We start from the raw sequence: 20,747 nt of genomic DNA, 5'->3' as shown, positions 1-20,747 counted from the left end.
GTCCGGGAAGACGTAGAGGTCGTTGCCGACGGTCTCGGTGCGAACGCCGCCGCGAGTGCCTTACGGCGACTCCGGCGGGGAGGTATGCGGGAGGTCATGGAGCGCTTTCCATCGGCCCCGGACCTGCGGAGGGAACAGCGGACGGTGGCACCAAAGCGCCTGTCCCACATGCGCCAGAACCGTCAACACCGCATAAATATGTGGGAGTTGTGACGGAACTCAGCGGCGGCGCGCGCCGCCGCCCGCACCGGCCGTCCCGCCGGTCACGAACCCGCGGGGGAACCGTTCGGTGCCGTCGCCGCGGGAGTTGTGCTCACCGTGCCGGTCGCGCCGGGCTCCGGCGTCTCCGCGGAGCTGCTGTCGGGCGAGAACCACGCCACGCCCACGAGCACCGCCAGCAAGAAGACCACCACTCCGGCGGCCGCGCCCACCGCTCGCGACCGGTTGCCGAGGAGCTCGCCGACTCCCGGACGCCGGCGTCGGCGTGACCGGTGGCCTCCGGAGGTGTCCCGTGACACCGACGGCAGGGCGTATGTGGTCGCGGGGCCGGCGGCTCTGAGGTCCTGCCGGTGGCGTCTGGGTTCCGGCACCGTCGGCGGCAGCGGCTCGGGACGCCCCTGCCAGGCACCCGCGCCGTACCAGGCGGCCGCCTGGACGGCGGTGGGCCGGTCTTCGGGCTGCTTGGCGAGAAGGCCGAGGAGGTGGTTCTCGAAGGCGGGCGGCAGGTCGGCGCCGAGTTCCCGGGGCGGGGTGGGCGCGGTGTCGAGGTGGTGATGGAGGACCGCGACGGGGCTGTTGGCCTGGAACGGCGGCCGACCGGTGAGGAGTTGGTACAGGACGCAGCCGAGGGAGTACATGTCGGACGGCGGCCCGGCGGTCTTGCCCAGGGCCCGCTCGGGGGCCAGGTACAGGCTGGTGCCGACGATCTGGCCGGTGGCGGTGAGACCGCCCGCCGGGTCGTCCAGGAAGCGGGCGATCCCGAAGTCGCCGATCTTGACGCTCCCTTGGGCGTCCAGCATCAGGTTGCCCGGCTTGATGTCCCGGTGCACGATGCCTTGCTGATGGGCGGCTGCGAGTCCCGCGGCGGCCTGGGCCGCGATCCGGGCAACCTGCTCGGCGGGCAGCGTCCCGGCGGTGGCGAGGACATGGGCGAGGCTGTCGCCCTCGACCAGCTCCATCACGAGGAAGAGCCGGTTCTCGTACGCCCCGAAGTCCAGGACTCCGACCACATGAGGGTGGTTCAACAGGCCCGCGGTCTGCGCCTCCAGACGGAACCGGGCCGCGGCGGTCGGGTCGGCGTCCTGGGAGAGGAGCAGCTTCACGGCCACGGACCGGCCGATCATCTCGTCGTGCGCCCGCCACACCTCCCCCATCGCGCCCCGCCCGAGAGTGGTGTGCAGCCGATACCGCCCCGCTATCAGCACTTGTGCTTCGTCCTCACGCTGTTGGGATTCGTCGATCGCCACGGGTCAATGCCCTACCGAGCAGGAGTGATCATCGGGGCGCCGCAGCAGGTTGAGCCTACTGCCAACACGGCGGTGATCAGACGCTGTTCACCCTCGGCCTCAAGATCGCGGAGAAGCGATCGGAGTGACACCGGACGCTGACCGAATGTGACACCGAAGGCCGGTCGAGAGACCTCCCACCAGGACGTACGGAAACGAACGCGGCGGACGATTCCGGCCTCTCGCTCGGACGTGTGCCGAGCGAGGACTCCCGAACGGCCCCGAACCCGCCTCCGCGCTCCCCGAAGAACGCCGAGAGAGCGGGCGCGCATTGGCATGGACCTGTCTACCGGTACCCACTACCCTCGTTCACGCAACTCTGAGAGCGCTCTCTCCTGCCCTTCGCCCCACTCACCGACCATCGGATCGACGAAAGGCAACTCCCTTGAGAAGCACTGCAGTTCTGCGTGCCGCCGTCTCGGCGGCCCTACTCGTCACCGCCGCGGCCGCCGGCCTCACCCAGGCCCAGGCCGACGACGCCCCCCTCACCGCGACCCCGAGGCACCGGGCACCCGCCTCGTCGGCGCTGATCGCGGCCATGCAGAAGGACTTCGGCCTCACCAAGGAACAGGCGACCGCCAGGCTCGCCGACGAGACAGCGGCACGCGGCGTCGAGCGCGCCGCCCGGCGCGTGGCCGGCACCTCGTACGGCGGCTCCTGGTTCGACGCGAAGAGCGGCCGGCTCGTCGTCGCCCTCACCAGGGCGGCCTCGCGCGAGGCCGTGGAGGCGACCGGCGCCCGGGTCACGCTCGTCGAGCACAGCGAGAAGCAGCTCGACGCCACCATGGCGCGCATCGACGCGCTCGACGCACCGGCCGGGGTGGGCAGTTGGCACGTCGACCCCAAGTCCAGCACGGTCGTCATCAGCGTGGTCTCCGCACACAAGGATGACAACGATGTCCAAGACTTCCTCGCCCGTGCCGGTGCCTCCGGCCCCGTCACCGTGCGGGGGACCGACAAGGCCCCGAGCACCTTCGCGGCGGGCACGGTGGGCGGCGATCCCTACTACACCGGCAACGTCCGCTGCTCCATAGGCTTCTCCGTGTACGGCGGCTTCGTCACGGCGGGCCACTGCGGCCGCCCGAGCGCGGGCGTCAGCGGCTGGGACGGCAGCTACATCGGCAACTTCCAGGGCTCCTCGTTCCCGGACAACGACTACGCCTGGGTCAACGTGGGCAGCGGCTGGTGGACGGTTCCCGTCGTCCTGGGCTGGGGCACCGTCTCCGACCAGCTCGTCCGCGGCTCGCGCGAGGCCCCGATCGGAGCGTCGATCTGCCGCTCCGGCTCGACCTCGCACTGGCACTGCGGCAACGTCCTCGCGAAGAACGAGACCGTCAACTACAGCCAGGGCGCGGTGCACCAGATGACCAAGACGAGCGTCTGCGCCGAACCCGGTGACTCGGGCGGCTCGTTCATCAGCGGCGACCAGGCACAGGGCGTCACGTCCGGAGGCTGGGGCAACTGCAGCAGCGGGGGCGAGACCTGGTACCAGCCCGTGAACGAGATCCTCAGCCGCTACGGGCTCACACTCCACACCGCGTGACCCGACCGCACCGGGCTCCGGCCGCTTGAAGCGGGCCGGTACAGCGGCCGCTCGGCCGCTTCCCGAGCAAGGCGAAGGCCCGCCACCGGAGGTGACGGGCCTTCGCACGAAACGCGACACGGACATCCGCACGAAACGCGGCACGGACATCCCACGGAATTCCGGAGGTCGTCAGGCATCCGGCCTACCGTTCGCCGAGAGCCTGTCGCACCCCTCCGCGGCGCCCCTCCGAACCCGGTCACCCTCCCGCCGCTCCGTTCCTGCACCTGTGCCGGCGCGCGCCCGCGTCGCCACGACGGCGACAGCCGTGCACGATGGGGATGTACCCCCGGCAGATTCGGAAAGGCTCCCCCGTGATCAGCATCCCGGCCCGCACGGCCCATGACGGTACGAAGATCCCGGCTGTCGGCCTGGGCACCTGGCCGATGGGCGACACGCAGGCCGAGGAAGCCGTGAGCCGGGCGCTCGGCCTCGGCTACCGACTCGTCGACACGGCGACCAACTACCGCAACGAGACCGCAACCGGACGAGGTGTCGCCCGCGCCGACGTGCCTCGCGAGGAGATCGTCGTCACCACCAAACTGCCGGGCCGGCATCACGGTTACGACGAGACCCTCGCCTCCTTCGAGGAGTCCCGCGTGCGCCTCGGTCTCTCCTGGATCGACCTCTACCTCATTCACTGGCCCTTGCCGCGCGTGGACAAGTACGTGGACTCGTGGAGGGCGATGATCAAGCTCCGCGACGACGGTCTGGTGCGTTCGATCGGCGTCTCGAACTTCACCGCCGACCATCTCACCCGGCTGGAGCGGGAGACCGGGGTGCTGCCCTCGGTGAACCAGATCGAGCTTCATCCCTACCTCCCCCAGGACGAGTTGCGTGCCTTCCACGCCGACAAGGGCATCGTCACGGAGAGTTGGAGCCCCCTGGGCCGTGGCAGCGGCCTCCTGGACGATCCGGCGCTCGGGAAGATCGCCGAGGCACACGGTGTGACACCCGGCCAGGTCGTACTGCGCTGGCACACACAACTCGGAGCGGTCCCCATCCCCAAGTCCTCCGACGCCGGGCGGCAGCGGGAGAACCTCGACCTCTTCGGATTCGAGTTGACCCCCGCCGAGATGGCGGCCGTCTCCGACCGGCCGCGGCGACGCCTCGGCGGCGACCCGACGACGCACGAGGAGTTCTGAGGCTCGGCGACGGCACTCGTGTCAGGCCTCCGCGCCGGGGTTCCGGCGCGGAGGTGTCGCCGCCGCGGGGCGCTGTGGGCCGCGGGCGAGGAGGTGGACGAACAGGACGGCCATGACGACGACTCCTGCCCACATGGCCTGCTGCCAGCCGTCCACGAACGCATCCTGGGCGGCTCGGATCAGTGCCTGCCCGTGCGGGCCTGCTTCGTCGGCGACCGCGAGGGCGTTGGCGACACCTTCGCGGGCCGTGTCGGCCGTGCCCTCGGGAACAGCGTCGAGCCGGGAGTCGATGGCGCCGCGATAGCCGGACGACAGGAGCGCTCCGAGCAGCGCGACGCCCAGCGCGGTGCCGAACTCCCGGGTGACGTCGTTGAGTGCGGACGCGACACCTTGACGTTCACGAGGCAGGGCGCCGGTGATGGCCTCGGTGGAGGGCGTCATCGTCAGGCCCATGCCGATTCCCATGGCGAGCATGCCGGGGAGGACGGAGAGGTAGCCGCCGTCGACGGAGACGAGGGTGGCCATGAGGGCCAGGCCGGCGCCGCCCAGGAGGATTCCCGCTGCCATGGTCGAGCGGCTTCCGAAACGTTCGGCCACGCGAGGGGCGAGTCCTGAGGCCGCCATCATCAGCAGTGCCATGGGCATGAGGGCGAGGGTGGACAGGAGCCCGGACCATCCCAGTACGGCCTGGAAGTAGGGGAAGAGCACCACGAAGATCCCCGCCTGCACCCCGAAGACCGCGAGGAGTGCCACCGAGCCGGAGGCCAGGCCGCTCGCGGAAGAGGCGGACGTCGAGGAGGGGAGCGTGCCGACGCAGTTCCCAGACCACGAAGCAGACGGCGGCGATCGCGCCGACGAACAGACTCACGAGGGTGACGGGTCCGGTCCAGCCGCGCTCCGGACCCTCCTGGAGAACGAGGATGAGTCCGACCACGGCGATGACGGAGGTCAGCGCACCGGCGGTGTCGAAGCTGTGCTCCGCCACGTCGCGCGAGTTCGGGACGGAACGCAGCGCCATGACGATCGCCACCACGACGAGAGCGACGGGCAGCACGAAGAGCCACCGCCAGCTCGCCACGTCCACCAGGGCCGCCGACAGGAACATGCCCAGCACACCGCCGCCTCCGGCCACGCCCGTCCATACGCCGATGGCCCGGCCGCGTTCCCCCTCGGGGAAGGTCGAGGTGATGACGGCGAGGGTGACGGGCATGATCATCGCAGCGCCGACGCCGCTGAGCAGGCGCGCGGCGAGCATGACCTCGGCCGAGGTCGCGAGCCCGGCGGCCGCAGCCGCCACACCGAAGACCGCCAGGCCGGTGATCAGCACCGGCTTGCGGCCCCACCGGTCGCCGAGCGCGCCGAGCGGCAGCAGGAGTGCGGCCAGGGTGATGGTGTAGACGTTGATGATCCACAGAACGGTGCTCTGTGAGGCGTCGAAGGCGATGGCCATGTCCGGCTGGGCGACGTTGAGCCCGGACACGGAGGCGATGACGGCCATGAGGGCGATACAGACGGCGATCAGGATCACGCGACGCCGACGCGGGTCGTCGACGCCCGCTTCGGGGGTGTCGACGCTCACCTGCGAAGACAGGTTCGTACTCATGCGGGGCTGACCTTTCGGTAGGGCGTGGAGGCAAGGCAGGTCCAACGGACGGCGGCTGGAAGGGTGTTGCGTTGCGCGCACGGGGACGACCGGACCACCAGGACGTCCGGAACGAGCGGACTGCCGAGGCTTCCCGAACGAGCGGACTGCCGAGGCTTCCAAAGCTTCCGGGCCGGGCGTTCCCCGGTGCCCGCGCGGTGCGGGTGCGGGTGATGGTGCGGTGGTGCGTACCGGCGACGAGGTGCGCCGTCATGGCGGTGAGGCCGCAGGCCGGCGGGCGCCCCTTTCGTCGCGGTGAGCAGGCCGCCAGCGGGTCGTTGCGCACTCACCGTAAGCATGCCTTGCGCTCCAGGCATAGGATGTTGCGCATGACGCAAGACCAAGGCGAGCTGGACAGCCTCGTACGCAAACGGATCCGCGCACTACGCGTGGCACAGGGCTGGTCCCTCGACGAGCTGGCCACCCGCGCCCAGCTCAGCCCGTCCACGCTCAGCCGCATCGAGACCGGTCGGCGCCGCCTCGCGCTGGACCAGCTCGTCACCCTCGCCCGCGCCCTGGACACCTCCCTCGACCAGCTGGTCGAGACCGCCACCGACGACGTCATCTCCAGCCCGATGATCGACGCGGCGCACCAGCTGATGCGGTGGCCCATCCGCGCGGACCCGGGCATGACCGTCGTACGGCAGCGCATGACGAATCCGCCGCCCGACAACCCCTCGCGCATGCGCGCCCACCCGGGCCGCGAATGGCTCGTCGTCCTCTCCGGCACCGCCGTCCTGCTGCTGGGCAACCGGCGCTTTCGCGTGGAGACCAACCAGGCCGCCGAGTTCCCGACGATGCTTCCGCATGCCATCGGCGCCGAGGGCGGGCCGTGCGAGATCCTCGGCATCTTCGACCGGGACGCCCGCCGCAGCCACCAGCGCGGGGAGGGCAGCGGCGACGTGAGCCGTCCCGCCCCGTAGAGACGCGGGCCGCAGGTGCTCCTCCGTGCGGCACGTGGCTCGCCGCCAAGTACCCATGCCGCGGGTGTCGCCACCCGGCCGCTCGCCGTCGCCTGTCGACAACATCTTGCGCGGCGGGCAGACGAAGCGGTCATCGTCTTGCTCTTTCGGGAAGCGCACGTGCCGCACACTCATGATCCACTTAGCGTGGCCCGCATGACTCACGCATCCTCCGCCGCGGCGCACCACCACGGCGCCCACCCGGTCCATCAGCACGGCGCGGACCATGACGCCGACGGTCAGGCGGAGATCCTCGACCTGGACGCGGAAGTGCTCTCCGAGCACATCGCCTCCATCACCGCCTGGCTGCCCCTCAAGGCCGACCCCCGTCACCTCGTGGATCTGGGGTGCGGAACAGGGGCGGGCACCTTCGCACTGCTCAGGCGCTTCCCCCGGGCCGAGGTGACCGCCGTCGACAGCTCGGCGAGCCACTTGCGCCGTCTGCTCGAGAAGGCCACGACGGCGGGCCTGGCCGACCGGGTGCACACCGTCCAGGCCGATCTCGACGCGGACTGGCCCGATCTCGGCACGCCCGACCTGGTCTGGGCCTCGGCCTCCATGCACCACATGGCCGACCCCGGCCGCACCCTGCGCCGGGTCCACGACATGCTCGCACCGGGCGGTCTGTTCGCCGTCGTCGAGCTGGCCGGCTTCCCCAGGTTCCTGCCCGAAGACGCCCCCGAGGACCGTCCCGGTCTCGAGGAACGCGCTCACGCCGCACTCGACCGGCACCACGCCGAGCAGATGCCGCACCGAGGCGCCGACTGGGGATCCGAACTCACCGCCGCCGGCTTCGACGTCGAGGCCGAACGCACCATCACCGTGAACATGGGCCCGCCCCACACGGACGCGGTGGGCCGCTACGCGCTCAACAGCCTCCGCCGCCTGCGCGGCGGCGTCGCCCAGGCGCTGGACGCCGAGGACCTCACCGCTCTCGACGGCCTCCTCGACACCGACAGCCCCCACAGCATCCTGCGGCGCGACGACCTGACGGTATGCACCGAGCGCACGGTGTGGGCCGCGCGACGCACCTGACCGCCGGGCGGGCCGGGGGACGGACGCTCCGGGTGCCAGTGGCGAGCTCGTCACCGTCACCACCGAGCACCTTCGGCAGACCGTCAACCACCACCAGCTCACCGAAGGGCTGGCCTACCCGGCCTTCTACCGCAACCTTTTCGTCGACCTCCGTCAGGAGCTCTCCGGGGCGGCGCGGCAGGCGCGTCAGGACGGGCGGGGGCTGTGGCCGGCCGACCAGACGCAGAGCGGGGCGAAGGTGGAGGGGCGGCTCACGCCGACCGACTCCGCGGTGCTGCTGCCCAAGCTCTGCTGTCGTCTGGCGGACTACTTCCAGCTCAACGACGGCGACCCGTCCCTGGAGGGCTTCCGTCCCTACCTGGAACAGCGCGAGGACCGGCTGTTCGTCCTGTCCACCGGGCAGTGGACCGGCTTCGACACGGTCGTGGAGGTCACGAACGGCGACACCGTGCGGCTCAACCGCCCTTCGGAGGACCTCGTCTTCGACGAGAAGTAGGCGACCGGGATGTCTTCCCGCGCGCCGACCGGCCGGGGGCCCGGTCTCTTGGGTCCGGGGCCGGTCGGCGCGCGGGGAGGTGCCGGGCCTACGAGGGGTCGTGCACCGTACCGGTGAACTTCGGTCCGTCGTGCGACTCACCGGTCTCGTCGTAGACGGTCAGGCGCAGCCGTACCTTCTCCTCCGGCTCGGTCACCGTGTCCGTGATCGTGGGGATGGTGATCTCGGCTCCCGTTTCGCCGGGCCGGACATCGACGAAGAGGCTGAGTCCTCTCAGCTGGGACAGTGGCCGTGACGGCCGGGGTGCCTCGCCGGAGTTCTCCCGCAGCCACTGGGGATCGACGTCGGTGGTGGACAGTTCGGCGCCGCTGGTCACCGGCAGGACGGCGACGCCGGCCTGGATGTCCGCGTCGGCCGCCGCGGACAGGGACACGCGCCAGGTCAGGTTCCCGCCCTCGGCGGCCCGGGCGGAGGCCGGGGTCACCTTGAGGGTGGGCATGGGATCGTCGTTCCGCGCGGTGACCCCGCCACGATGAGCGCCGATCACCGCACCCTGGACCGCCTTCACGAAGACGTCGTGCGACATGTCGTAGCCGAACCGTGTGTCGCCCCGGACCTCGACCTTCACGTCCGGGATGTCGCCGCCGGGTCCTACGGTCACCTCACGCGAGGTGGTCCGGCCGGTGACCGGGTCCGCGACGAACAGGCGGACCCTGCCGCTCCCGTGCCCGGAGACCTTCACCGGCACGTGGTAGGTCCGGACACCCGTGTCGCCCTCCTTGACGGTCAGCCGCCCGATGTCGACGCGCGGCAGTGCGGCGGACCGGACGGCGGGGGTACCGGGGCGCCATCCCCAGGCGTCGATGAGCCACGCCTGCCCGGACGACGTGCGCGGGACGATCTCCAGGGCCGTCACGCGGTGCGTGTCGATGCGCGCCCGGGTGGCGAAGCTCAGAGGTATCCGGACCTCCTGGCCCCAGTGGGAGGCGGTGCGCCCGGTTCCGGGCAGGCCGTCGAGGTGGACGCGCCCCAGGGTCGCCCGGTGGCCGGACGCGTCGGTGAGGGCGACGTCGAACCGGGTGTCCCTGGTGTTCGGCGGAACGATCAGGCGCAGTGCGAGGCTCTTGGCCCCAGCGACCGAGACCGGCGTCGCCGAGCGGACCCGGACCGTGGAACCGGGCGCCGTCCAGCGCAGGGCCACGGCGCGCCGGCCCGGCTCCTTCGATGTCTCCCAAGGGGCGAAGTGCGGCGAGAGGCCCTTCGCGCCGGAGTTGAGGCAGGCCGTGGAGTCGTCGTCGTCCACCTCGGCGCACAGCCGGCCGCCTTCGACGGAGACCGGTCCGTCGGGCAGGAAGGCCGGAGTGCGGCGTGCGCCGACGGCGTGGGTGAGAACGCGTGCCGGGCCGGCGGAGGGCGCGCGTCGCCCCGAACCGTCGAGCAGCGGTCGTACGCGGTCGTCACCGGCCACGAACAGTCGCGCGGCGGCGGCGATGTAGGTCGCGCCGACGGCCTGCTGCTGACGGGCCGTCAGCCTGGTCGCGGTGCCCGGCGAGCAGACCCGGTCCCGGGTGTCCCCGGTCCAGAAGTCGTCGTCCGCCGGTGCCTGGGCCTGCCCCGGCGTCCATTCGCTGTTGAAGAAGTTGTGGTTGGCGCCGACCACGTAGACGGCGCTGTGCAGGGCGGCGCCACGGCTGACACCGCGTGTCGCGTCCACGTACATCTGGCCCTGGAGGTCGGACACGTCGCCGTCGCAGCCGGGCAGGATCGTCGCCGACGGCACGTCGGGGGTCGGGTTCTGTCCGAAGATGGTGGGGCCGATGAGCACGGTGCCGCGGATGTGCCAGCGCACGGGGCCGCGGTAGCCGTCCTGGTCGGCGGGGGCGGCGTACAGGCTGTCCATGGCGGCCCGGTTCACGCCCTCGCCGCCGCGCGAGTGGCCGACGAGCAGGACGCGCGACAGGTCGGCGGGCGCCGCCCGTCGCACGATCGCGGGCGCGGAGGCCGGGTGCGCCACCCAGTCCGCCCAGCGGGCCAAGTGCTGTCGCACCAGGGACGACCGGGCCTGCGCGCCGCCGTCCTCCGCCGCGTAGTCCTGTCCATTGATGCCGTTGGCGGAGATGGACACGGTCACGTATCCCTGCGAGGCCAGCAGCTTCTGGGCCCTGAGGTAGCCCTTGTGGCTCGGGATCGGTTTCGAGCCCGCGGGGCAGGGCCATTCGCCGCCGGCCTGGTCGCCGTGACCGGTGTAGCAGGTGGCGTGGCGGCCGTGCAGGAACAGTGCCAGCGGACGGTGTCCCGTGGCGTTCGTGGGCGCGACCACCACGGCGCGCATCTCCACGGGCGCGGAGAAGCCGGGCAGGCGCACGGCGGCGAGCGCGTAGTCACCGGTGGCCGTCCGGTAGGTGCCCGGCTTCCCCGGGTCGACCGCGTTGGCGGGAAGGCGGGTCACGGGCTGGGCGGTGACTCCGGGCCGCTGCCCGGAGGGCGGGTCCTGCTCGGCGCCCGCCGCGTCCAGGCGCCGTCCGCCGGCCCGTACCTGGAGCTCCGAGGGGTCCCCGAGGGGTGCCGCGCCGAGCGGGAGCCGGAAGGAGCGGCCGTCCGGCGCGCCGACGGGCCGGCCCAGGAGACGGTCCCCGGAATAGAACGCGACGCCGGAATCGGTGACGGGCACCGGTGCGTCCGAGCGCCAGACCAGCTGTCGCGCCGCTCCCTCGCCGGTGATGGTCCAGCCGGCCGGTGCACCGCTGTCGGTGTCCGAGGACCCGGGTCCCGCGGATCGCGCGGAACCGGCTGTGGCGTCCTCTGCCTGGGTCGATCCTGGCGATCCTGCGACCGCTGCGAGCAACACCGCAGCGACGACCCCTATGCGCCGGACACGGAACAAGGTTCTTCTCCTCATGGTCGGCCTGCACCCCCGTCGCCCCGTTGGTCCCGAAGCGCTCTCCCCGTCCCACGAGGACGGAAAGCGAGGCCGATGGGTTGCCTCATGTCACCGGCGTATCTTCGGTCAACTACCGCGCGAGGCAGCGGAGTCGGGGGTCCGGTGAGGCGAGGAGGTGCAGTGCACCAGCGCGGGTGCCGGGGTGCCGCGGCCGACCGTGGTCACGCGTCCGGGCGGCCGTGCCCGGACGCGTCCTGCGGCGCTCTCAGTCGTCCTCCGGACAGAAGAAGCTCCCGGAAGGCCCCCAGCGCGTCACCGGCGCCGCCTTCGCGGATACCGCCCCGCACGTCAGGCCGGTGATCTTGGTGCCGTCCTCGGTGATCTCCCGGATGTCGACTTCCTTGTCGACCGGATACTTGTGTCCCTTGCCGATGGTCATGATCCCCGACTCTCCGACGTAGTCGGTGACTCCGGTCGACTGGAGGAAGGTGACGACGGCGCTGGGGGTGAACTGCGGGTCGGTGACCGCGATTTCGTTCATCACCTTGAAGAAGACCTTCACCGCGTCGTATCCGGCGGCGGCGTCGCTGTCGGAGGAGACCTCGAAGGACTTCCGGAAGTTCCGGACGAAGGGGCCCTGGGCGTCGGGCAGGCTGAACTGGCTGTAGAAGAGGCTGAGCGAGCCGTAGTCCTGCGGCATCAGTTCCGGGTGCAGCACGAGATTGGGAGCGGGGCTCTCGGCGAGGACGGCGACGCGGCCCTGGTGCGTACGGCATTGCTTGTCGCTCTGCAGGTAGTAGAACAGGTCGTGCATCACGCTGGATCGGCCCGCGTAGAGGATGAAGCCGTCCGTCCTGCGGATCAGCGCGCAGATGCCGGCCGCCACGGAGGGCGTCTGGCTGTCGTTGCCCGATTCGCCGTACGGCACCGGGTAGACCGGCCCCGCCGAACTGTAGGCGTCGGTGAACCGCTTCTTGAGATCCGCGCTGAAGTACCGGTCGTGGGGGTCGAAGACCACGACGGCGGCGGGTGCGGTGTGCCCCGGACCGACCTTGGTCAGGGCGGCCAGCCGAGGTGAGTGCCGGGCGAACGACGCCATGATGCGCGCGACGCGGGCGTCGGGCGCCGAGAGCTGGAAGTACGACACCGGGGAGTCGCCTTCGACCATGGGCTGGCCCGAGACGCCGGTGCCGAGGACCGTGACGCCCCGGGCATCGAGTTCGATGGCCGCCTGGAGGGACTCCGGGCGGCTCTGCGTGAGGCCGATGACGCCGGCGATGTGGTCCCGGTCGATCCGGTCGACGATCATGCGGGCCACGTCCACGTCACTGTGGTTCGTCGTGTTGATTCCCCCGCGCGATCCGAAGGCGAAGTACTCCCCCGCGTTGGCGACGAGGAGCCGGATCGGCATCTGTGACTTGAGGTTGAGATCGTTGACCTGCTTCTGGGCGAGCAGCGCGCCCCGCAGCATCTGGAAGCCGGTGGGCACGGTGCGGCGTGACGTGGAGCCGACGCTCAGTGGGGCGAAGAAGACCAGGGTGCGATAGGGCTTGGTCCGGTCGACTCCCGCGTTCTGGCGTCCCAGTCGGGCCTCCAGCTCTCGCAACTCGGGCGCGTACAGGCCGTGCGCGAGCTCGCAGTGGTCGGAGCCGTCGGTGATCCCGACGCGCTCGCCCGTGCTGACGCGCGGACACCAGCTGTCGGTGGCAGGGGGTTTGGCGTCGCCTCCGGTGCCGGGGTGCGCCTCGCCGGGCCTCAGCACCTGGGAGAGTCCGGCGGCGACCACCGCCACCACCGCCACGGCGGCCACGACGGGACGCAGCCAGTCGCCCGCGCGCCGGTCGCGGGAACGCACGGTCCGTTGCACGACCGGCCGTTCGGCCGCCGTCCCGCTGTCGGGCACGCGTGACAGCGGTACCACCCGCACCGCTTCGACCGGCTGCCCGGAGGCGCCGGCCGCCAGCAGCGACGCCACCGCCCGGTCCGTCGTGCCGTTGTCGCCGTGCCGGGTGCCCTGGAACGGGATGCCCTGCCGGGGCAGGCCGACGGCGTACGGCGGGATGTCCGCCGTGGCGGCGCCGAGCACGAGCACGGGGCAGGTCCCGACGTCCTCGGAGACGGCGGAGAAGGAGTTCAGGAGCTTGCGGCTCGGGGAGTCGTCACCGCCGACCGTCGGCAGCAGCAGGACGAAGGGCCATCGCCGGCGCGGCCTGCGCACACTCCACACCGGCGGGCGCGCCGCCCGGGCCAGGTCGTGGATCAGCGCGGTCAGCAGGACCTGCCGGACCACCGCCTCGTCGCGGGCCGACACGACGGACATCGCGGCCTGGGCCGCGGCCGCCGGCGCACCCGCGTCGGCCGGTGCCTCCTGCTCGGCCCTCTCCTGGGCCCTGGACCGCAGTTGGGCGTCGCGCAGGGACATCGCGGCGTTGAGGAAGCTGCGCCCCGGCTCGTCCAGCATCCCGCCGACCCACCGGAAGCGGGCGCCGCGGTCGATCCGTACGCCGTACGACCACCGCCACAGCCAGGCCAGTGGTGTGGTCACCACCCTCGTGATCGCCGACCACTGCTTGGCTCCCAGGTCGTCGCCGAGGCGCGTGACCTCGGCGGCGAACCCGAACTTCCAGGCGTACTTGTCGTAGATCCTGTCCCGCAGCGCCCGGCGTTCGTCCTGCACGTCCCCCGGGGCGATGTCGGCGCGCAGCACCGACAGACAGGCGTCGAACTCGGTGAGCCGCAGCGTGCCGGAGCCGTCCGGCATGGTGGTGCGCAGTTGGCGTGCGACCCGGTCCAACAGCCGTACGTGCGGGCCCTCGTACACCTCCCCGTCCTCCGCGGGACGGTCGCACGCGAGCAGTCCCTCGTCGACCAGCGCGTGCGGCGCGAGGCTGGCCAGGTGGCCCGTCTCACCGGTGGTGAGGCGCACCAGGCGGTGGTGGTAGACGTGCACCAGGGCCGAGAGCGCCGGATCCGCTTCGCCCCGTCCGGTATCGGCAGCCGCGACACCGGCCGCGTCCGTGGCCGCCGAGGTCGTGCCGGCGGCGGGCTCGCGGACGAACAGCAGGGCGGGCAGCCGGTGCCGTGAGCTCCGCCGCCTGGGCGGGACGCCGGTTCGCCGGTCGACGACGTAGCGGTCGATCACACGGACGATGTCGTCGAAACCGCAGGGCAGGACGAGATCTTGTTCGTCCGTCCGATGGGGTTGCGGCACGCGGGCCTCCCGGACGCTGAGAAACAGGAGGCGAGCCTAGGAACGGCCGGGCGAGTTCAAGGTGCTTTGCCTCTAATGGGCGCCCATTGAGCGATTACGGCCGTTTGCCTTTCGGATCGGACGCGCCCGAGGGGCACCGGCTCGGCGCGGTGTGCGGACCGTTCCGTGATCGCGCCCGGCGTACGGACGTACCCGCGCGGCCGGTCACTTCCACCCGTAGGCGTAGGCGGCCACCCAGGTGATGTCGAGTTCGGCGCTGCTGCCCGGCGCCGCTCCGGGGCCTTCGAGCGCGCTCTCGTTCTGCAGCACCCAGGACAGCGGTGCGGAGGGAACCCCGCGGGTGTCCTCACCCGTCTGCCTGCCGTCGACGAAGAAGCGCACATGTCCCGGTGTCCATTCCGTCGAGACGGTGTGCCACTCGGTCCACGCGCCGTCGCTCGGGAAGTAGCCCTGTTCTCCGCCTCCGCAGGGATGGTGGAACGCGGTGAGGCTGCCGGTCCACTCACCTTCGGGGTGGTCCATTTCGCAGCCACCGCCGTAGTGCAGCCACGCGGACTTGTATCCGGGAGCCACCTTCGTCACTTTGATACGAGCGCTGTACTTGCCGTACGCCATCCGCATCACGGCACGCGGTACGACCGCCGCAGCATGCACGGGGCCTCCGTCCTCGGGGCGCCACATCCGGATGCGCATCACCCCGTCGCCGTTCTCGCCGGGGCCCACGCTCACCGTGTCCTCGGGGTGGTACTCGCCGACGACGTCACGGCCCCGGTCGTTCGCGGTGTCCTCCCAACCGGACGGATAGGCCCACCAGTTGTCGCGGTACTTGCCGTTCAGCCCGCCGCAGAAGGCGCCGGACGTGTCGACGCGGTGGTCGCAGTCGCTGAACGAACCCAGCGGCACCCGGTCGCCGTTGAAGTCCTCCGCGAGGACCTGCCAGAACGGCCCGCAGTCACCGCGGGGCAGGACGGTGCTCGTGTCGTGACAGGCATCCGCCGAGCGGGGTGCCCCGTCGGCGCGGGGAACCCAGAACAGCGCGCCGGCCAGGAGGACGAGACCGAGTGGCATGAGCAGAGCGCGCCGGCGTCGGCCGGACGCCGCGTGCGACCCCATCGCAAGCCTCCCTCGCTCCGCGCCGTGCGAGCACCCGTCGCTCTCCCGCACGCAAGGTCCGCCAGAACCGCTCCGGACGCCGTCCGCGACAGAGAGCACCACGCGACGATGCATCCTCGCGTCACGACAGGCGCGGCACCACCCCGCGGGCACCGTTCGATGCGGATGGTCCGGCTCCGACAGGCCGGAGAGTCCGGTCCGGTGGCCCGTGGGTGCCGGCCCGGGCGGGTCCCGGGCGTGCCGCGGGCCCCGGTGGCCTGGATCGCCGCCGGGGCCCACGGGACGTGACTCAGGGCTGCAGAGGCATCGTCCAGCAGTTGGAGGTGGCGCGCTTGCCGGCGAGCCGGTCGGTCAGCCAGGAGATGGCGTCACCCTGGTCGGTGATGAGGGGTACGACGTGGTTGGTGAGCAGTCCGTCGCCGAGGTTCGGCAGGTTGATGGCGTCGTAGGTGATGTCGGCGCCCTTGCGGCACCAGTCGACGGCGAGTTGACGTGCCTGGCCGTGCGGCACGATGTCGTCCTGGATGCCGGTGACCAGGCGCACCGGACTGGTGGGCTTCAGCTTGCCGATGCGCTGGTTTTCGAGGGTGGCCCGCAGTTCCGGCGAGCTCGCGACGATGTCGCTGACGGACTGGCCGTCCGTCGTCCACGACGTGCTCTTCTTGAACGCGTATCCGAAGATCGCGTCGCCGACGCACATCGTGGAGAGGTCGTTGAGCGCGGCCTTCCCGGCGGAGTTGAGGTGGGCGTCGGCGACGGCCCGCAGCTCGGGGTCGGACTGCAGGAAGCCGTTGAGGGACCAGCCGAGGGCACCGGCGAGGGCGCTGCCGTCGATGCCCTTGATCACTTCGGTGAGGTTGGCGGGCGGTGCTCCGGAGTAGGTGCCGGCCAGCGTGATGTCCGGGGCGTAGGAGGGCTGGAGTTCGGCGGCCGACGCGCTGGCGCCGCCGCCCTGGCTGTAGCCGAAGAGGCCGACGGGTGACGCGGAGGTGATCGACGCACCGGTCAGCGTGCGTGCGGCGCGGACGGCGTCGAGGAGCGCGTGGCCGCCGTCGAGGCGGTTCACGTAGGTGTGGAGCCGGTCGGTCGCGCCCAGCCCGACGTAGTCGGTGACGACCACCGCCGTGCCGGCGGCCAGGAGCCGGTAGATGGCGAGGTCCTCGTAACCGACCGACACCGTGTCGCCGTTCAGGGAGAGCGGGTGCTCAAGTCCCATGGAGGCCGCGCACTGGTCGCCCTGGCCCATGGTGCCCGGAGCCACGGCCACCAGGGGTCGCGGGCCGCCGCCCTTCCAGGCGGCCGAGGGCTCGATGTAGGCGCCGGTCACCGCGACGGGCCGGCCGTTGGAGTCGGTGGACTTGTACATCAGGCGGGTCGCGGTGCCGGGGAGCGGACCGTCGAGGCCGGGCAGGCTGAGGGCGAGCGGCAGGGGTTCGGTGCGGATCAGGGCGCCGTCGGCCGCGGGGAGACTCGCGGGTGGCGTGTAGAAGGCGGGAATGCTCACGCCCCGGGAGACCACCCCGTCCGTGCCGGCGGCCACGGCGGGGATCGCCTGGACGCTCAGGCAGGCGAGGGCCGCGAGCGCGGTGGCGAGGAGGCGGCCGCGCTTCGCCGCGGCGGCTGCGGGATGCGCGGAGGGCAGCGGCCGCTCCGTGCGGGGACGTCGGGTGAACGCCGGATGCGGCTGGTCGGTGCTGGGGGGTCGTTCCATGCGGCTCACTCCCTGCTTCGTCGAAACGTGGGGGTCGTGCGGGCGGCCTGCGGCGTCAAGGACGTGACACCGGTTCGGGTGAGAGGCCGGCCCGGCCGCGACCGGGGGACTCCGGTGGCGGTCGCGGGTCGGTGCGGGGGAAAGGGCAGCGCACGGGGACGGACGGGGGCGGGACGATCGCACCCGCCCGGACCGCGGACGTGGGCAGGACGACGGACCCGCTCGCGTCGCGGACGGGGGCGGGACGACCGCATCCGCCCGCGTCACGGACGCGGGCAGGCCGGCACCGCACACGCGCCGTCGGCCGGGCGGCGCGCAGTGCGGAGCCCGCCCACGCGTCGTACGACGCCGGGCGAGGCGGCATGTCCTGAGGATTCTGAACACGGTGGAGCCCCGGTGCTCGTGGCTGTGGCTCCGCCGTCCTGTGCTGTCCCGTGTTGCCCTGTTCCTGTGCCTGTGATCGGCAGCAACGGACGCCGAAGTCCCGTGCGACGCCCGTTAGTTACTCCCGAGTCACATCAGGAGAGTAGGAGCGCATGTCACTCAGTGACAAGATGTCTGCGTGTGTCAGTTCCCAGGGGCTCGCTATGCTTCCAGCGATCTGACGGACAGGGATGGTGGGGCAACGGTGCGTGATGCGGCACCCGCAGACCGGACCACGACGGCCGGAGCGGCCGCGCGGCCGTCACTGGGCGAACGGCGCAGGGACGCACTCCGTCTCGACATAGCCCGCGAGGCCGTCCGCCTGTTCATCTCACAGGGCGTCACGGGCACCACGGGGGACCAGATCGCGGAGGCGGTGGGCGTCTCGACCCGCACCCTGTGGCGCCACTTCCCGACCAAGGAGAGCTGCGTACGCCCCTTACTCACAGCGGGGCTCGACGCCGCCACGGATCAACTGCGGCACTGGCCCCCGGACACCGGCCTGCTGGAGTTCCTCACACACTCCTGCCGGCACGGGAGACTGCCCTCCGCCGACCCCGCGGTGCTCGACCTGATCCGCATGACCCCCACCGAACCCGCACTGCGTGCCGTCTGGCTCCAGGCCCACGACGACGCACTGCCCGTCCTCACGGAACTGCTCGCCAAGCGCTCCGGCAGGAGTGCCGACGACCTCCGGGTGAAGGTGCACGCGGCCACCGTCAACGGCGCACTGCGCGCCGCGGCGGAGGACTTCGCCGTACGGTTCGCCGACAGGGCGGAGGCCTCGGAAGAGGATCTCGCCGCCTCCCTGCACGCCGCCCTGCACGCGGCGTCGGAGGGCCTGCCGTACTGACAACACCCCACCGGGACGGGCCCGTCGAGGCCGGGGCGCACCCGGGCGGGCGTACCGCGACGCACGCATCACCCCTTCACGCCCCACGAAGGCCGGGCGACGAACAACTCCTCGAGTAAAGAGTTCGCATGGTCTAGTCCAAAGACCCGTCTGGTCTAGTCCAACTCATTGACGTGATCGCGACAGCAGCCGGAAGCTGGGGCCACTCCCCCACCCCTCTGGAGGCACAGTGAGACGTCTTCGCGCATGTCTGGGCGCGGCAGCCGCCGTGAGCCTGGCCGCAGTCGGCACCACCGCGCTGGTCGCGGGCAACGCCTCGGGCGCGACCAGCGCGCTCAGCAACCGCTGGTACGCCGCCGCCCCCTATCTGATGCCGACGGACAACGAACCGCCGGACCCGGGCGCCATCATGGACGCGACGGGCCTCAAGGCGTTCCAGCTCGCCTTCATCCTCGCCCCCAACGGCGGTGGCTGCTCCCCCACTTGGGGCGGCACATCAGCGGTCTCCTCGGACACCGCCGTGCAGTCGGTCGTCAACACCATCCGCGCCAAGGGCGGCGACGTGTCCGTCTCCATCGGCGGCTACGGCGGCACCAAGCTCGGCCAGGCATGCTCGGACCCGGCCGCCACCGCCGCGGCGTACCAGCAGGTCATCACCAAGTACGGCCTGCACGCGATCGACTTCGACCTGGAGGAGCCGGAGTACGAGAACACGGCGGCCATCAGGAACGAGATCGGCGCCGCCAAGATCCTCCAGCAGAACAACCCCGGCCTGTACGTCTCCGTCACCACGGCCGGCACGGCGGACGGAACGGGCTGGTTCGGCAAGCAGATGCTGCTGGAGGCGAAGTCGCAGGGCTTCACGCCGAACAACTTCTCCATCATGCCGTTCGACGGCGGCTTCAACGGCGCCGCGTCGCAGACCAGCGCGCTCGCCAACTTCAACAGCATCCTCCAGTCCACCTTCGGCTGGGACCAGGCGACCGCGTACGCCCATGAGGGCTTCTCCGGCATGAACGGCCGCAGCGACACCGGCGAGTACTTCTCCCAGGCCGATTTCCAGACCGTGCTGGACTTCGCGACCGGCCACAACATGGACCGCTTCACCTTCTGGTCCCTGAACCGGGACCGCCAGTGCACGCCCGCCGACAACGGCGGTCGTACGTCCGGCACTTGCTCCAGCGTGGCCCAGAACTCCTGGGACTTCGCGAAGTACTCGGTGAAGTTCGCCGGAGCGACCCCGCCCACCGGCACACCCACCCCGACGCCCACGCCGACCCCGACACCCACACCGCCCAGCTCCGCCTGCAAGACGGCCTGGAGCGCGTCGACGGTCTACACCGCCGGCAACGAGGCCTCGTACAACCACCACAACTGGAAGGCCAAGTGGTGGACCCAGAACGAGGCGCCGAGCGGCGCCGAGTGGGGTCCGTGGCAGGACGAGGGCGCCTGCTGACGTCCGTTCTTCGGTTCCGGACGGCGTGTCCGAGCGGCGCCCCGCCCGGAGCCATCGGCTCAAGGCCTCCCCGCCGAGCCGCGGTGCTGAGGGGATGACGTCACCCGAGGTCGGGGCGGCGCCATCCCCTCAGCGCGTACACCCGAGGTCGGCACGGAACCCACAACGACGCCCAGCGGGCAGCGGGCAGCGGGCAGCGGGCAGCGGGCAGCGGGCAGCGGGCAGCGGGCAGCTCAAGGGCTACTCGGCCGGCAGTGCGTCCCGCATCACCCTCGCGGTGGACGTCGGGTCGTAGCCCTCGGGGACTCCGGGGACCAGGATGATGTCCCCCTCGATGTGCCGCGAGCGCAGGGGAGCGATCTCCCGGTAGGCGGGCGAGTCCCACCACGCACGCGCCTCGGCGATCGCGGGGAAGCCGATCACCACGACATGGCCGGGCCAACTGCCCTCCATCACCTCATGCCGCGTGGCATGCACGAGGAAGCGCCCACCGTACGGCTCGAAGGTGGAGCCGATGCGGTCGATGTACTCGGCGATCTCCGGGTGCGGCGCGGCATCCCGTAGGTGGGCTATGGCGTACGCGGTCATGACGTCCTCCGGCGGTCGGGGCTCCGTACACGAACGACCTTCGCAGCCGCGCACACCGGAGTCGATTACCCGAGAGGTAACCGGCTCCTCGGCGGAATCGGGCGCCGGGGATCCGGAGGCCTGCCCGGGACAGCCGCGGGAACC

The 20,747-nt window shown here is 71.6% G+C and carries 13 protein-coding genes and 1 pseudogene; 7 read left to right on the top strand and 7 right to left on the bottom strand.

Annotated features, from left to right (window positions below; genetic code table 11):
* Positions 1-263: 263 nt before the first annotated feature.
* Complete coding sequence (locus OG788_RS41250) at positions 264-1,466, bottom strand: serine/threonine-protein kinase (RefSeq protein ID WP_406376040.1); 1,203 nt, start codon at positions 1,464-1,466, stop codon at positions 264-266.
* Positions 1,467-1,890: 424 nt separating this feature from the next.
* Here OG788_RS41250 and OG788_RS41245 point away from each other — a divergent pair, with 424 nt between their 5' ends.
* Complete coding sequence (locus OG788_RS41245) at positions 1,891-3,048, top strand: S1 family peptidase (RefSeq protein WP_406376039.1); 1,158 nt, start codon at positions 1,891-1,893, stop codon at positions 3,046-3,048.
* 353 nt (positions 3,049-3,401) lie between these two features.
* Entirely contained in the window at positions 3,402-4,232 is an 831-nt protein-coding gene (locus OG788_RS41240; protein WP_406376038.1) for an aldo/keto reductase, read from the top strand.
* 21 nt (positions 4,233-4,253) lie between these two features.
* Here OG788_RS41240 and OG788_RS41235 read toward each other — a convergent pair.
* Positions 4,254-5,835, bottom strand: a pseudogene (locus tag OG788_RS41235) (MFS transporter).
* Positions 5,836-6,203: 368 nt separating this feature from the next.
* On the opposite strand from OG788_RS41235, the gene OG788_RS41230 reads away from it, so the two are divergent.
* The 3 genes from OG788_RS41230 to OG788_RS41220 all read left to right on the top strand — a co-directional run bounded on the left by OG788_RS41230 (position 6,204) and on the right by OG788_RS41220 (position 8,367).
* Complete coding sequence (locus OG788_RS41230) at positions 6,204-6,797, top strand: helix-turn-helix domain-containing protein (protein ID WP_406376037.1); 594 nt, start codon at positions 6,204-6,206, stop codon at positions 6,795-6,797.
* Between the two features lie 195 nt (positions 6,798-6,992).
* The gene (locus OG788_RS41225) at positions 6,993-7,871 is read left to right on the top strand and encodes a class I SAM-dependent methyltransferase (protein WP_406376036.1); all 879 of its coding nucleotides are present in this window, start codon (positions 6,993-6,995) and stop codon (positions 7,869-7,871) included.
* A 238-nt stretch (positions 7,872-8,109) separates the two neighbouring features.
* The gene (locus OG788_RS41220; protein ID WP_406376035.1) at positions 8,110-8,367 is read left to right on the top strand and encodes a hypothetical protein; all 258 of its coding nucleotides are present in this window, start codon (positions 8,110-8,112) and stop codon (positions 8,365-8,367) included.
* 88 nt (positions 8,368-8,455) lie between these two features.
* Here the strand turns inward: OG788_RS41220 and OG788_RS41215 are convergent, their stop codons facing one another.
* The 4 genes from OG788_RS41215 to OG788_RS41200 form a co-directional block, all read right to left on the bottom strand.
* Complete coding sequence (locus tag OG788_RS41215) at positions 8,456-11,251, bottom strand: hypothetical protein (RefSeq protein ID WP_406376034.1); 2,796 nt, start codon at positions 11,249-11,251, stop codon at positions 8,456-8,458.
* A gap of 262 nt (positions 11,252-11,513) precedes the next feature.
* Positions 11,514-14,459 (bottom strand): hypothetical protein, encoded by a 2,946-nt coding sequence (locus OG788_RS41210; protein WP_406376033.1) that lies wholly within the window; start codon positions 14,457-14,459, stop codon positions 11,514-11,516.
* A 204-nt stretch (positions 14,460-14,663) separates the two neighbouring features.
* On the bottom strand, positions 14,664-15,572 hold the full coding sequence (locus tag OG788_RS41205; RefSeq protein WP_406376032.1) for a glycoside hydrolase family 16 protein: 909 nt from the start codon (positions 15,570-15,572) through the stop codon (positions 14,664-14,666).
* Between the two features lie 289 nt (positions 15,573-15,861).
* Positions 15,862-17,283 (bottom strand): lipase family protein, encoded by a 1,422-nt coding sequence (locus tag OG788_RS41200; RefSeq protein WP_406376031.1) that lies wholly within the window; start codon positions 17,281-17,283, stop codon positions 15,862-15,864.
* 628 nt (positions 17,284-17,911) lie between these two features.
* Here OG788_RS41200 and OG788_RS41195 point away from each other — a divergent pair.
* Positions 17,912-18,559 (top strand): TetR family transcriptional regulator, encoded by a 648-nt coding sequence (locus OG788_RS41195; protein WP_351556383.1) that lies wholly within the window; start codon positions 17,912-17,914, stop codon positions 18,557-18,559.
* 229 nt (positions 18,560-18,788) lie between these two features.
* Positions 18,789-20,015 (top strand): chitinase, encoded by a 1,227-nt coding sequence (locus tag OG788_RS41190; RefSeq protein WP_406376030.1) that lies wholly within the window; start codon positions 18,789-18,791, stop codon positions 20,013-20,015.
* A gap of 240 nt (positions 20,016-20,255) precedes the next feature.
* Here the strand turns inward: OG788_RS41190 and OG788_RS41185 are convergent, their stop codons facing one another.
* Entirely contained in the window at positions 20,256-20,603 is a 348-nt protein-coding gene (locus OG788_RS41185) for a DUF1330 domain-containing protein (RefSeq protein ID WP_406376029.1), read from the bottom strand.
* Between the last annotated feature and the right edge of the window lie 144 nt (positions 20,604-20,747).

Origin of the sequence: Streptomyces sp. NBC_00647 (genome assembly GCF_045207245.1) — a bacterium.
Lineage (GTDB): Bacteria > Actinomycetota > Actinomycetes > Streptomycetales > Streptomycetaceae > Streptomyces.
The sequence above is the reverse complement of the archived record's forward strand: the minus strand, read 5'-3'. Positions and strand labels throughout refer to the sequence as shown.

Bases quoted from the DNA above. Each gene is read 5' to 3' on its own strand.
- OG788_RS41200 (WP_406376031.1), bottom strand. From the start codon at position 17,283: ATGGAACGACCCCCCAGCACCGACCAGCCGCATCCGGCGTTCACCCGA.
- OG788_RS41225 (WP_406376036.1), top strand. From the start codon at position 6,993: ATGACTCACGCATCCTCCGCCGCGGCGCACCACCACGGCGCCCACCCG.
- OG788_RS41230 (WP_406376037.1), top strand. From the start codon at position 6,204: ATGACGCAAGACCAAGGCGAGCTGGACAGCCTCGTACGCAAACGGATC.
- OG788_RS41185 (WP_406376029.1), bottom strand. From the start codon at position 20,603: ATGACCGCGTACGCCATAGCCCACCTACGGGATGCCGCGCCGCACCCG.
- OG788_RS41205 (WP_406376032.1), bottom strand. From the start codon at position 15,572: ATGGGGTCGCACGCGGCGTCCGGCCGACGCCGGCGCGCTCTGCTCATG.